The following is a 14,052-nucleotide window of genomic DNA, read 5'->3' on the forward strand; positions in this document are numbered from 1 at the left end:
CAAGAGTTGAAAATCAATGAATTGATCTTCAATCTTTTTTTCTTATTCAGCTAACGGAGCAGGTTAGTGTATTAAGTTTTGGGAATTTTTTCATGAAGAATACGGTTACAGTTCATGCTAAGATTCTCAGTAATGAGGGGGATGTTTTTGAAAAAAATTTTAAATAAGCAATTTTATGGTTCTTTAGTGATAGTAATTTTATTATTTAGTGTTTTGTTTTGGAATCACTATTCTTGGTGGATAGCATTGTTTAATTCTATAGCTATTGTTCTAGTTGAAGTCATACTACACAAACCTGTACAGAAAATAAATCGTAATCGTAGGCGATATTATCCGAGGTGGGTGCAATCTCTAATATTCTTTATTTTTCTCCTAATTATGTTTAATTTTGGAAGTCATTTTTTCAACATAGCAGTACTTTGGTTTTGTGTTTTTGTATCGTTAATAGTAAATCTAATTTTTCCTGAATTACCTGAAAAATGAGGGGGGAAGGGTACTTATTAAAAGAGATTTATTGTTCAACTAATGGGTGCTTATGTTAAAGATGGGATGGCTGCGGCGATCCCGTTTTCTTATTGTGCTAACGGGGCAGGTTAGTATAAGAGGGATTTTAAACACAAACATACTTAGTTTCTGTTATTTTAAATGTAAGACATACCTTTACAACTTTATAGGGATATATGGATGTAACAAAAGGTGCTCTCTAACGAGTGCACCTTTTGTTTTATGAATTGTATATTTCTCTGTTTAAATTCACAATATCCTTATGTGAAAATTCAACTTCTTTTTTTTCTGCAAGGATTTCTGCAAACCTTTCCATCACCTTGTCCCGTAGTAAAGGTGCTTTTTCTTTATTTGCCTTTTTCAACGCTTGCGTGAGCTCATCTTTTGTTAGCTCTGTGCAATAAGCAGGAGTTCCTGGCTGTTGTCTCCAAGAGTTACTTAAAGAACCACTATCTACTGCGTCGAAGCCTAGCTCGTTTACTACGTCCATGACTACTTGTTTTTGTGATGGGTCATTACCAGCAACTGCCATTGCAATTCTACCACTAGAATCTTCGGATGTTCCTTCATTTTCTAAAGTATAAGCTAATAAGTTGTTGAAAGCTTTAATGATTGGTCTGCCTAATTGGTTTGAAACCCAAACACTTTCAACCACCCCGTTCTCGATTTCTTCAATTATGCCGTCTCTAAAAGGATAATAATTTGAAGTATCTACAATGATTACTTCCTCCCCGACTTGATCGATAATGTTCCGAATGCTTGTCATTGCTTTTATAGGGAGAGATATTATAAGAACTTCAATATTTTTAATTGCATCCTCTACACGCACAGGTGTTCCAGCAAACTCTTTTCTTTCTAAACGTTCAATTCCTCGTGCATCTGCAATTTTGACATCATATCCATTCTTAACTAATTTTTTAGAAATAATTGACCCAATTGGTCCTGCACCTATAATTCCAAATCTCATTATTGTTCCTCCTAAAGAATTTTTATATAAAAGAATTAATCTGCTTAAAGTTACACAATCATATGTTTATTAAAACGAAACATAAATTCATTAGATATTAAAAACGTATTGAGTAATTCTGTTACATATACTAGAATAAAATGATTTCTCATCTTTTTGAAGTAGGCAATAAAAATTGACGTAGTACATTTTTTTGTACTTAACATTAGAAAGCAGGTGAAAAGTTGTCTAGAATATGTAATGATGGATTTGACAAAGAGTGTATAAAGGAACAAAGAGAAGTATATGGCATTGCCTATACCCAAAACATACTCTCCGGACGTTGGAAATATCTAATTCTTTGGTTTTTAAAGTCTAAAGAGCGTCGTTATAGTGAAATTAAAGCCTTTTTATGGGATATTTCACAAGGTTCTCTTACAAAGCAACTTCGAGAATTAGAAAGAGATGGCTTAATAAATCGCAAAGTTTATCCAGAAGTTCCTCCTCGTGTAGATTATTCATTAACCTCAAAAGGGAAAGAATTCATTCCTATAATTGATTTGATGGAAGAGTTCGGGAAGAAGTTTGGGGAGCAGGTAGACTAACCAAAGCGCTCTCATTCATCGTTTACCGTTTACCCAAAATTCAAAAATTAAATGGTGGATAAAGAAAAAGGGGAAATCGTTCTAACAGCAGCTTTTTCTATTACGAAGAAATGTTATAGTAAAGGGGCAAGATTTAATAGATCCGAAGCTGTCTATGTGGCAGCTTTTTTTTGTTCTAGCTAAGCTGGTTAACACAAAGAGAGCTTAGTTTATTAGGAACATTCACACCCGCTATCTACTGTTAAGTACAAAAAAATGTACTAAATCCATTTTTATTGCCCTCTTCAAAAAGTTGAGAAATGGTTTTATTCTAGTTCATGTAACAAAATAACTCCATCCAACAAGTTGATAGACAAAACGGAGTCATAAACAGAATCTGGACATTTCAGTGTGAAACAAACTGATGGCGATCAAAGGTTCCATCTTATTATTGGATATATACTTTTGACCTCCGTTCTAGATAAATTCAGCCCGATAAAATGTGAGGAGGTACCTTAAATTGACAACTAAATTTTTACCATGATATAGTTAGCTTGCTAAATACATTTTAGTAGTGGGGGCATACCTATGAACGAAAAGGTTGATTGCGATATTCGTCAGTCGTTAGATAAAATTTCATTTCAAATGCGTCGAGATTATAATGAAAGTCTAAGAGAACTTAATCTTTATGTAGGTCAAGATAATTTACTCTCTCGTTTGTGGTTAGGCGATGGGGTAACACAAATGCAACTCTGTGAACATTTAAAATGCGAACCGCCTACGGTAACAAATATGGTTAAATCATTGGAGCAAAACGGATTTATATACCGCAAACGCGATGAACATGATGCAAGGGTTATGCGAATTTATCTAACAGATAAAGGCAAAGAATTAGAAAATCCGGTTGGGTTTAAATGGAAACAGCAACAAGAAAAATTACTCCATTCAATTTCACCGGAAGAACGCTTAATATTAAGGGAACTTATGAAGCGAATGGAGAGAAACTTGTTCTAAGTTTTCTCTATGTTGATATTTAGCATGCTAAGTAATTATTTAGCAACCTAAATATTGAATATCTCTATATCGTAAAAAACTTTCCTTGCTGGGTAATCACCAACAAATTAGTTAGCAAGCTAAATATTATTTTGTTTTCTCCAAACTACTGAAATTTGATAGGAAATAATTCACTTAAGGCTCTTTTGCTTACTTAGAGCCTATTTAAAATAAAGGAGAAGATATACATGAAAAAAAGAAAAGAGATGCAACTTGCACTACAAATGATTTCTGGTTACGGAGCTGAATTCAGCGCTTGGAGAATGCCTGGTACCGTCCCAGCTGCCTACACAAATACGGATAGTTATGTGGAGCGAGCTAAATTAGCTGAAAAAGGAAAATTTCAAATGATCTTTATCGCTGATACTCCAGCATTAACCGTTGACTTAGGTCCTCAGACCCCTATGTTCCCTATGGACCCTATGTTAGCACTAATGGCGGTAGCCAGAGAAACGAAACATATTGGGCTTGTTGCTACCCTATCCACGACATTCAATTATCCATATAACATAGCACGTCAGTTCAAAGCACTAGATGTTATAAGTCATGGACGTGTAGGCTGGAATGCGGTCACCACTTCTGAGCCATTAGCTGCAGCAAATTTTGGTGCAAAGATCGCCAGTCGCAAAGAACGATATGACATGGCTCATGAATCCATACAAATTGTTCAAGCATTGTGGGGGAGTTGGGAATCAGACGCCTGGACGTTAGATGTAGAAGGTGGAAAATTTGCCGACATGAACAAAATTCAGCCTATAAATCTTGGAGGACAGTATTATTCATCTCGTGGTCCTTTGCCAATCCCACCTTCTGAACAAGGTCAGCCAGTTATATTTCAAGCAGGTGGAGGAAATGAAGGATTGGAATTGGCGGGTATGTACGCATCTGGTGTCTATGCAAATCCATATGATATAGAATCTGCTCGTGAACATAGGCAAGTGCTTCGACAAAGTGCAGCTCGTTTTGGGAGAAATCCCGATGACATCAAGATGTATGCAGGTTTTATGTTTTCTATAGGTTCAACTGAAGAAGAAGGTTTAGAACGACGAAGACAGCTTATGAGTTTTAATCCTGAAGAGATTCCAGGTAGGGTAAGGTACCTTGGTTCCATGGTTGGTTTACCACTATCGGTGAATTCGGTAGATATTGATCAACCTTTATCAGTTGACTTGTTGAAAAAGGCATATGCCAACCCAATGGATCCACGATCCCACAGAGCTTTAGAGCTGCTGATACAAGGGCTATCCATTCGGGATGTTCTTGCCCATGGGGTCATTAACTATCATCCGGTAGTTGCAGGTACCCCCGTGCAAGTTGCTGACTTCTTGGAAGAATGGTTTTTGGCTGGTGCATGTGACGGCTTCTCGGTTGTTCCGGATATCGCCTATGACGGAGTTGCTGATTTTGTGGACCTGGTTGTCCCAATTTTGCAGGAGCGCGGTTTGTTCCACAGGGAATATGAAGGAAAAACACTACGCGAGAATATGGGAGTTCCTTACCAATACGGAAGGCTGAAATATGAAAATAATTAATAGAGAAGAAAGCCCTTTATGCTTGAGTATTTAAACAAACAAGGATTTGCAAAAAAATAAACTATTATTAATTAAATCGATTACAGGGAGATATAGAGATGAAAAAATACAATACGCGTGCCATATTTGCATCGTTGCTTATCTGCGGTTTTGTTGGCATGTTTAGCGAGACCGCTCTAAACATAGCAATGACTAATTTAATGGAAGTATTTCAAATTACAGCTGCAACCGCACAGTGGTTAACAACCGGGTTCTTGCTGACTCTTGGCATTTTAATGCCAATGAGCGGGTTGCTGCTGCAGATGTTTACGACGAGGCAGATGTTCACAGGTTCACTAATTAGCTTAATCGTAGGTACATTGATTGCGGCACTCGCTTTCAATTTTGAAATGTTGATGTTCGCTAGAGTTTTACAGGCAATAGGCATGGGATTGTTGCTTCCTCTCATGTTCAATACCATTCTTATCATATATCCGCCGGAAAAGCGGGGGGCGGCGATGGGCTTCGTTGGACTTGTTATCATGTTTGCGCCAGCAACCGGACCGACCATAGGCGGTCTATTAATAGAGTATTTAACATGGCATTATGTTTTCTGGTTCTCGCTGCCACTTTTGATTATTGGGTTGTTGATAGGGCTGAAGTATTTGGAAAATGTCACTGATGTCACAAAACCTGGGGTGGATCTACTATCTGTCGCATTGTCAACGATCGGCTTTGGAGGAGTTGTCTTTGGCTTCAGTAAGGCAGGCGAAGGATCTGAAGGCTGGAGCAGTGCAGTCGTGGTTACTTCAATCGTCGTTGGGCTCATCGCGCTGGTGCTGTTCATACTGCGGCAGAACTTAATGAATGATCCGATGATGAATCTGAGCGTTTTCAAGTATCCAATGTACGTCGTTGGGCTGCTTCTAGTACTGGCATGTATGATGATTATTATGTCGAGCATGATTATTCTGCCGATGTTTCTGCAGACTGGTGCAGGACTGTCTGTTTTCATCGCCGGACTCATGCTTTTGCCGGGCAGCGCGCTGAACGGTATCCTCTCCCCGCGTATGGGGCGCTTGTTCGATAGATATGGACCGAAATGGCTTGTTATTCCCGGTCTCGTGATCGTTTCAGTTATGTTATGGTTCTTTACTACCCTATCTCCTGCTTCTACAGTGGGCTTTATCGTGGCTTTGCATATCGGGCTCATGGTTGGGGTAGGCATGATATGGATGCCTGCTCAAACGAACGGTCTAAATCAATTGCCGCCGGAGTTATACCCGCACGGCACGGCAGTCATGAACACATTGCAGCAGGTCGTGGGGGCGATTGGAACAGCGGTCGCAATCAGTATCCTTACTGGTGGTATGGAGAAATACTTGCACGGCTCCTCCGATCCGACCAAGCTGACCGAAATAGCAAACGCGATGACGGCAGGATCACAAAGCGTGTTCTTGTTCACGATGATCATAGCATTGATTGGCGTGGTCATAGCGCTCTTCATCCGCCGCGTCGTAGTCAACCACAAGGTGATGAATTCACCACATTAATGTTTTTATAAAAAAAACAGGGTCACTTAGCGGATAATAATATATAAGTTGACCCTGTGTATTTATCTTTTCCGATGTTTTACTTGTTATATACCCGATAACTATAAGAGAAAAAAGTTCTTATATATATAGTTATTCTTCTAATGAAGAAAAAGGAGTTTTTAGTAAATGGTCAACAATGAACTTTATAATGATCTACAGTTATCCATCTTAGATTTTGTACATGTACATCCTGACAGTAATCCTATTCAAAGTTTAAAAAATTCAACGGAGATGGTACAACTAGCTGACAGATTAGGTTATAAGAGATACTGGTTCACGGAACATCATAATACTCCTAGCCAAATCAGTACATTTCCCGATTTGTTAAGTCTACACGCAGCTTCACATACCAAAAATATACGTGTAGGTTCAGGAGGGATTATGTTACCCAACCATAGCCCTCTGAAAGTAGCGGAAAACTTTACATTACTTGAAGCACTGTACCCTGGTAGGGTAGACCTTTGAATAGGAAGAGCGTCAGGAACAGATGGATTAACTGCATTAGCCTTACAACGTTCACAAGAGTCACTTACTGCAAATGACTTTCCAGAACAACTAAATCAGTTACTCTCGTTTTTTTCACGAAATTTCCCAGCTCAACACCCTTTCAAGAAGATAATAGTTCCAGGGAATGAATCAATAGTACCTGATATATATATGTTAGGTTCTAGTCAGGGCGGTGTACAGTTCGCTATAGATAAAGGACTTGGTTTTGTGTTTGCAGCCCACTTAGCACCAAGATTAGCTATCCCAATGCTTCGTTTATATCGTGAAAATTTCAAGCCATCTATTTATATGAACGAGCCAAAAAGCATGTTAGCTATTGGAGTCATTACAGCAGAAACAGAAGAAGAGGCAAAATATTTGGCAGGACCATTGGAATTAATGTGGGCAAGAATGGCAACAGGTTCACGTAATCTTTCATTTCCAACACTAGAAGAAGCCAGTAAGTATGTTTATACATCACAGGAAGAAGAAGCACGTCAATATAATAAAGACCGTTTTGTTATTGGAAGTGTAGTCAATGTTGCTGAAAAGTTAAAGCGATTGGCAAAAGAAGCTTTAGTAGATGAAATTATGATTGCTGATTTTTATCCTAGTCAAGAAAGCAGACTAAAAGGACACCAATTACTAGTAGAGGCATTTGATCTTAAATCTAAATAGCTAATAAGACTAGAACGAAAAGAAGGTGAAATTAATGAAAGAGAAAAAACAACTTAAAATAGCCGGGACTATAGATGGGGTAGGCTGGAATTACATGGGCTGGCGTCACCCAGATATGCCAGCAAATGCTAGTGAAAGCATTGATTACTATGTACAAAAAGCAAAAAGATTAGAAGAAGGAAAGTTTGATACCATCTTTTTAACTGACGTTAGCCATATTGGTCCAGGTATGATTCCTCATTACCTCAGTAAGTTTGAAGGTGTAAGTATTCTGTCTGCCTTAAGCATGGTGACTCATTCAATCGGACTTACTGCCACAATTGCAACTTCCTATGCGGATCCATTCACTGTTGCCCGTCAAATGGCTTCTCTTGATAAAATCAGTAATGGCCGAGCAGGATGGAATGCTGTCACTTCTAATCCAGGAGGACTAGCGAATTATAGTCGCACTCATCTTTCTAAAGCAGACTTGTATCCTATGAAAAAAGAGTTTTTAGAGATTGTCGAAGGTCTTTGGGACTCCTATGAGGATGACGCATTTATACGAGATAAAAAAAGCGGTGTATTCTTTGATCCACAAAAAATGCATGCTCTAAATTATAGAGGAAACTATTTTTCAGTGGATGGTCCTTTAAATATTAGCCGTTCCAGACAAGGAAGACCGGTTATTTTCCAAGCCGGCACTTCTTCGGATTTCATGAATATTGCCTCAAAGCATGCCGACGGTGTATTTCTCCCGGCTGATAATTTAGAAGATGCAAAAGCTTTTAGTCAAGAGTTAAAGAGGAGAGTGGAGTTGGAAGGGCGTTCGTTTGATGATTTCCTACTTACGATTTCACATAATCCGATTGTAGGAAGAACAGAAAGAGAAGCTGAAGAAAAATTCCAGGAACTGCAAGCGCTGATGCCGATTTACCGTATACCAAAGCCGAAATTTTTTGGTTCGGCAGAAAAAGTAGCAGATCAAATTCAACACTGGTACGAGGCAGGGGCAATGGATCTATTGCTGATGAGACAGGAGCATCCATCGGGGTTTGATGACTTTATTGATTTAGTTGTTCCTATTTTACAAGAAAAGGGAATTTTTCGTAAGGAATATGAATCAAACACTTTACGTGGTAATTTAGGTTTACCTTATCCAGAAAATAGATATTCAATATGAATAGAACGGGGAACTGAAGTGAACTAGATTATATTTTAATTAACTACTAAAAAACCAGAGGAATAACAAAATCATCCCTTAATCATTACTTAGAATAGTGATTAGGTAATCTCTAACAGTGCCTAGCCCATTTTGGTTGAAGGCACTATTTAGTAATCTAAGAAAAATGAGCCCACTTAATGCGAAATTTGTGAATTAATGAACTTAAACTAAAGGGTGCAAGAGTTGAAGAACCGATATTGCTGCGGCGATCCTTTTTTGTTATTGAGCTAACGGGGCAGGATAGTTGAATAAGAAAAACATCAATTAGGGATATTAAATAATATGATTTTACATCGAAGGAGAGTTATTCTATGCCCCTGATGTTCCTATTTAAATATAGGATAATAACTGCTTTTTTAGTTGTAGTTTTGATTTCTGATATTTCATTCACTATCGTAACTGACGCTGCTTCTCCTAACCACTTGAATTCAAAAAATCTTTTACCTGAATGGCAACTTGTAGAAAAAGAAATTGGAAGAACAGGTGTCATGAAGCCAGATGAAATCTTATATATCAGCCTACCACGTAATGATTTGAAAGTAACTGTTAAAGGGACACCAATTCGCACTGGATTAGCTTTAGGTGGCTGGGTGGCTTTTAAAAAAATCGATAGTCGAGCAATGGTAATGGGTGATTTAGTTCTTACAGAAAAGGAAATTCAACCAGTCATGAGTGAGCTATTTAATCAAGGAATACAGGTATCTGCACTACATAACCATTTGTTAGGGGAAACACCTAGAATTATGTATTTGCACATTCAGGGGCATGGTAATCCAGTTCAATTAGCGAAAGTAATTAGTTCTGGATTGCAACTAACAAAAATACCAAAGAGCATAACAGAGGAATCGGTTTCCTTTCCCATCGATAAAGAGAAACTTGATATAATACTTCGAAATAAAGGTACGGTTACGAATGGCGTTTATCATGTAGGTATTCCCCGATTAGAAAAAATCATGGAAAATGGCATGGAAATTCCTCCTGCTATGGGGGTAGCCACAATGATTAATTTTCAGCCCACGGAAAATGGGAAAGTAGCAACAACTGGGGACTTTGTGCTTACGGCTGAAGAAGTAAATCCTGTTGCACGTACGTTGCGTAAGAATGGCATTGAAGTAACCGCCATACATAATCACATGTTAACAGAGAATCCAAGGCTGTTCTTTCTGCATTTTTGGGCAAATGAAAGTCCGTTCAAATTAGCAAAAGCGTTGCGTGAAGCCTTGGACAAAACGCATAGTAAGTAGCTATTGTTCTGTTTTATGTGACTTTTATCAAGAAGTTAACTTTCTTACTAATCTAACGGGTGCAAGAGTTAAAGATGGAGATCGCTACTGCGGTCTTTTTTGCTTGTTCAGCTAAGTTAGTAGAATTAAAAAAATTAGGGTTTATGCAATATCAGCACTCTTTTTCGGTTTAAAAGAAAATGTAACCAATATTACTATTTTTTCTTCTCATATTTACTGGCACCACATATAATATTTATAAATGTAACCAGTATTACTTATGGGGAGAGATGGCTATGAATAAATCTTTGGAAAATGAGTCTAATAATCAGCCCGAAGCTGCGGCTTACTCACTTTGGCAATTGATTTTATATTTCTTAAAATTGGGTACCATCGGTTTTGGTGGACCAGTTGCATTAACAGGCTACATGTATAGAGATCTGGTGGAGCAACGACGTTGGATCTCGGAAGCGGACTATAAAGATGGTCTTGCATTGTCACAGCTCGCTCCAGGTCCTTTAGCAGCACAATTAGCCATTTATCTAGGTTATGTTCATTACAGAATACTTGGAGCAACGCTGGTTGCTGTCACTTTTGTTTTACCTTCATTTGCAATGGTGCTTGTTTTAGGTTGGGCATATGTTAGATTTGGTGGTTTAACTTGGATGCAAGCCGTATTCTATGCAGTAGGTGCAAGTGTAATTGGAATTATTGCCTTCAGTGCTTATAAACTAACGATAAAAACTATCGGTAAGGATTGGCTTCTTTGGATTATCTTTTTAATTGCAGGAACAGTAACAGTCATTACCGAAACAGAAAATGTTCTTTTATTTCTAGGGGCAGGAATTTTATATTGGTTAGTGAAATCACCTCCAAAAGGGTTATGGAGAAAATCAAAGCTAAACAGTTTAGAACCCTTTTCAATCTCTTTACTGTTAGGAACCATAACATCTTCAAACTCAGGTACATTATGGTCCATATTCACTTACTTTACAAAGGCAGGGGCATTCGTTTTCGGTAGTGGTCTTGCAATCGTTCCTTTTCTATACGGAGGTGTCGTAAAGGAATACGGTTGGTTGGATGCTCAACAGTTCCTTGATGCAGTTGCTGTGGCAATGATAACACCAGGTCCTGTTGTTATTACAACTGGCTTCATTGGCTATTTAGTGGCAGGATTTTCTGGAGCAACAGTTGCAGCACTAGCCACTTTTCTCCCAGCTTACTTGTTAACAATTCTTCCTGCACCATTGTTTAAAAAGTATGGAAGACTTCCTGGAATAAACGCTTTTGTTAATGGGGTAACGGCAACTGCAACAGGAGCCATCAGTGGTGCGGTTATTGTATTGGGGAAACGGTCGATAATAGATGTTCCTACTGCTTTGTTTGCCCTGATTACATTAGCCCTTTTATGGAAAAGCAAAAAGGTTTCAGAACCTGTTATTATTCTTGTATCAGCTATCATCGGATTAATTGTTTACCCGTTGATGCAATAGGACTAGGAGATGTGTTATGCAAGATTGGCTGCTTTTATTGTATAAGATCCCACGCAATCCAAGTAAAGTTCGGGTTTATGTATGGCGAAAACTAAGGCGAATAGGTGCAGTTCTCCTTCACGAGTCCGTTTGGTGCCTTCCGTCTAATCCAAAAACAAAGGAACAATTCCAATGGTTAACGGTCGAAATTCAGGAGCTTGGAGGGGAAGCAACTCTTTGGGAGTCGCAATTGATCTTAGGAATGAAAGATGAATTGATTATTAAGGAATTTTTGGAGCAAGTGGACCAGGAGTACGCCGAAATACTAGATGAGTTGAAGAAAGAAGAGTTCGATCTTGTTTCTCTCTCCAAGAAATATCAGCAAATCAAAATAAAAGATTATTTTCAATCAAATTTAGGAAAACACGTATTGGAAGAATTACAAAATGCTAGAGGCGGGATAAATGGATGAAATGGGTCACTTGGGAAAATGTTGGAGTAGATAGAATGGCTTGTGCCTGGTTAATCAAAAAATGGATAGATTCTGAAGCCGAAATTTCATTTGTGCCTATTGGTCAGAAGCCATTACCAGAAGGATATGAACCATTTGATATTCCTGGTGTTCGTCTATCTCATCGAAGGGGGCATTGTACATTCCACACCATGTTAAAAGAATTTGCAATCAAAGATCCTGTTTTGGAACGAATGGCGAAAATTGTAGATGAAGCAGATACAATACAAGAAATATTTTTAGAACCGATTGCACCAGGACTTGATTTTATCTGTGACGGAATTCGATTAACAAGTGCGGATGATATGAGTGCATTAGAAAGAGGTAGTATAATTTTTGAAGCATTGTATGCTCAATTAAAAGTAAAGTAAGACTGACACGGCGGCGAACATTAGATAAGTCGCCTTTTTTTATTCTCAAATAAGATTGTGAAACATTACACTTAAACTCCCTCAGTTTAATACGATTTTCTCACAAATGCTCGCTAATTCGCAGGATTTCATAACCCTTGGTAGTAGATTACGGTTTAAATGTAATGAATTAAGACCAATATGGCTTCGTGAAGGCATAGTGAAATAAAGGAGTAATAAAAAACTCCACATTTTACCATATGATGTACATTCTCCACGCCGCCCCTGGAGGCTTTCCCTCCCATGTCTCAACGGGTCATTTGCCCTATCATTCCTTCGTCATGCCTATCCAAGGGGTGGAGGCCAGTTATGCTAACGGGATGGGTCAGTGCCCTTTTGTTTAAGTAATCTGGTACTCCGTACATATTTGAAATCCTACGAATAAGCCAACATTCGATAAGTGTAAAGCTAACAATCATTCTTTATTCTTATTTATTGGAGTTTCCCTTTCGGGAAACTAGTAAGTGTTTCTAAGAAACTATTAGTTCTATGCTGCTAAAGAAGTTATAGGCTGTAATTTTTCTGGACAATAAGATTCATTTCGTTTGGCTATTCCTACAAATATACGAGCCAGCTTACCAACCAATTTCATAATTGATTTCATCTTCTTGATTTTTTTCACCTTAACATTTGAGGTATGTAAAGCTTTAAACTCAGGGTTGTTCATGACAAGGCTCATCGTCGCTAAGTAGAGAAAACGCCGAAGTCTAGATCTTCCTCGTTTGGAAATGACAATTTGACCTTTCCACTTCCCCGAACTTGCTTCAGCCAGGTGTAATCCTGCATGACGTAGTAAAGAATTGCCATGGGCAAAACCACTTAAATCTCCAGCTTCCCCTAATATACCTGCCAATGAAATCTCACTAATTCCTTTAATGGTAAGCAATTGATTAGCATAAGGAATTTGTTTAAGTACTTCTGTGACTTGTTTTTCAACTCTTTCAAGTTGTGTTGTTGCGAGGTCAAATTCCTCTAGTAATTGTTGTAGATGAAATTTATAAGAATCAAGTGCTTGCTTAGTGCCAACCGAACGCTTAGCTAAATGAATAAGTAATTGGGCCTTTTTTAATCCAGGCTGCCTCTTCATCAGTGACTTCCACCCGATAACAACGTTTTGAGGTTGCATTGAACGCAATTCCATCGGGGTAGGAAATAAGCGAAGGGTTGCGATTGTCCCTTTACCTTTCACGTCTTTAAAAACTTGTCGAAGCTCTGGAAAGACAACGTCTACCCAACGATTTAATTGGTTGATTGAACTAACAAGACGCTTAACAATCACATCACGGTTAGACATAAGAACTCGAAGTTCTTCAAATGATTCAGAAGTTGGACGTACGATGGAATAGTACCCATTCTTCACCATATCAGCGATAACTAGTGCATCTTTTTTATCGCTTTTGGACTGAGTATTATCTCGATTCTCTTTATTCCTTTTTACATGGTACGGATTTACTGTTACTACATCAATATTCTGTTCGAAAAGCCATTTTGATAGATTAATCCAGTAATGTCCCGTGGGTTCCATGCCGACTATAGTGGTAACTAAGTTAATTGTCTTTTTTAATTTGTTAATCCAGTGCAATAGAATAGTAAATCCATCTTCGTTATTTTCAAATGTGAGAGGATCGCCGACTACAATTCCACGGAAATTCACTGCTCGAGCGACGTGAAATTGTTGAGCGATGTCCACACCAACAACGAGATGTTTAACGGAAATTCTTTCTATTAGTTGATTTTGTTTGTTTTGCATTTTAAACTTCATAGTAGGGTTCCTCCTAAAGTTGTGAGTTAGAGTGGTGTCTATACTCATATCTTACTGAGGAGCCCTATTTTTTTCAAACTCGAAAAATAACGAACTACAGGAATGCTAACGGA

Annotated in this window: 13 protein-coding genes; 11 read left to right on the top strand and 2 right to left on the bottom strand. The window is 38.2% G+C overall.

All coding sequences use genetic code 11. The annotated features are described in order from the left end of the window. Positions 1-724: 724 nt before the first annotated feature. Complete coding sequence (locus tag ACSU6B_RS28210) at positions 725-1,471, bottom strand: NADPH-dependent F420 reductase (protein ID WP_410889725.1); 747 nt, start codon at positions 1,469-1,471, stop codon at positions 725-727. Positions 1,472-1,695: 224 nt separating this feature from the next. Here ACSU6B_RS28210 and ACSU6B_RS28215 point away from each other — a divergent pair, with 224 nt between their 5' ends. The 11 genes from ACSU6B_RS28215 (at position 1,696) to ACSU6B_RS28265 (ending at position 12,138) form a co-directional block, all read left to right on the top strand. Next, positions 1,696-2,055 (top strand): winged helix-turn-helix transcriptional regulator, encoded by a 360-nt coding sequence (locus ACSU6B_RS28215; protein ID WP_410889727.1) that lies wholly within the window; start codon positions 1,696-1,698, stop codon positions 2,053-2,055. A 567-nt stretch (positions 2,056-2,622) separates the two neighbouring features. Continuing rightward, entirely contained in the window at positions 2,623-3,048 is a 426-nt protein-coding gene (locus tag ACSU6B_RS28220; protein ID WP_410889729.1) for a MarR family winged helix-turn-helix transcriptional regulator, read from the top strand. Positions 3,049-3,275: 227 nt separating this feature from the next. Continuing rightward, positions 3,276-4,619, top strand: coding sequence for an NtaA/DmoA family FMN-dependent monooxygenase (locus ACSU6B_RS28225; RefSeq protein WP_410889731.1), 1,344 nt, complete (start codon positions 3,276-3,278; stop codon positions 4,617-4,619). A gap of 98 nt (positions 4,620-4,717) precedes the next feature. Continuing rightward, on the top strand, positions 4,718-6,151 hold the full coding sequence (locus ACSU6B_RS28230; protein WP_410889733.1) for a DHA2 family efflux MFS transporter permease subunit: 1,434 nt from the start codon (positions 4,718-4,720) through the stop codon (positions 6,149-6,151). A gap of 168 nt (positions 6,152-6,319) precedes the next feature. After that, entirely contained in the window at positions 6,320-6,658 is a 339-nt protein-coding gene (locus tag ACSU6B_RS28235; protein ID WP_410889734.1) for an LLM class flavin-dependent oxidoreductase, read from the top strand. Continuing rightward, on the top strand, positions 6,659-7,357 hold the full coding sequence (locus ACSU6B_RS28240; RefSeq protein ID WP_410889746.1) for an MsnO8 family LLM class oxidoreductase: 699 nt from the start codon (positions 6,659-6,661) through the stop codon (positions 7,355-7,357). A 34-nt stretch (positions 7,358-7,391) separates the two neighbouring features. Beyond that, the gene (locus ACSU6B_RS28245; protein ID WP_410889736.1) at positions 7,392-8,519 is read left to right on the top strand and encodes an NtaA/DmoA family FMN-dependent monooxygenase; all 1,128 of its coding nucleotides are present in this window, start codon (positions 7,392-7,394) and stop codon (positions 8,517-8,519) included. Positions 8,520-8,872: 353 nt separating this feature from the next. After that, positions 8,873-9,805 carry a DUF1259 domain-containing protein gene (locus tag ACSU6B_RS28250; protein ID WP_410889737.1) on the top strand — a complete coding sequence of 311 codons (933 nt, stop codon included), beginning with the start codon at positions 8,873-8,875 and terminating at the stop codon, positions 9,803-9,805. 275 nt (positions 9,806-10,080) lie between these two features. Beyond that, positions 10,081-11,277, top strand: coding sequence for a chromate transporter (locus tag ACSU6B_RS28255; RefSeq protein WP_410889739.1), 1,197 nt, complete (start codon positions 10,081-10,083; stop codon positions 11,275-11,277). A 16-nt stretch (positions 11,278-11,293) separates the two neighbouring features. Further along, positions 11,294-11,728 (top strand): Chromate resistance protein ChrB, encoded by a 435-nt coding sequence (locus ACSU6B_RS28260; protein WP_410889740.1) that lies wholly within the window; start codon positions 11,294-11,296, stop codon positions 11,726-11,728. Further along, a complete protein-coding gene (locus tag ACSU6B_RS28265; RefSeq protein WP_410889742.1) occupies positions 11,725-12,138 on the top strand; it encodes a chromate resistance protein ChrB domain-containing protein in 414 nt (137 codons plus the stop codon). The genes ACSU6B_RS28260 and ACSU6B_RS28265 overlap by 4 nt, the downstream gene beginning before the upstream one ends. A gap of 526 nt (positions 12,139-12,664) precedes the next feature. Here ACSU6B_RS28265 and ACSU6B_RS28270 read toward each other — a convergent pair. Further along, a complete protein-coding gene (locus tag ACSU6B_RS28270) occupies positions 12,665-13,939 on the bottom strand; it encodes an IS110 family transposase (RefSeq protein WP_410889744.1) in 1,275 nt (424 codons plus the stop codon). Positions 13,940-14,052: the final 113 nt, after the last annotated feature.

The sequence above is a fragment of the Neobacillus sp. C211 genome (genome assembly GCF_051842875.1).
GTDB lineage: Bacteria > Bacillota > Bacilli > Bacillales > Cytobacillaceae > Neobacillus.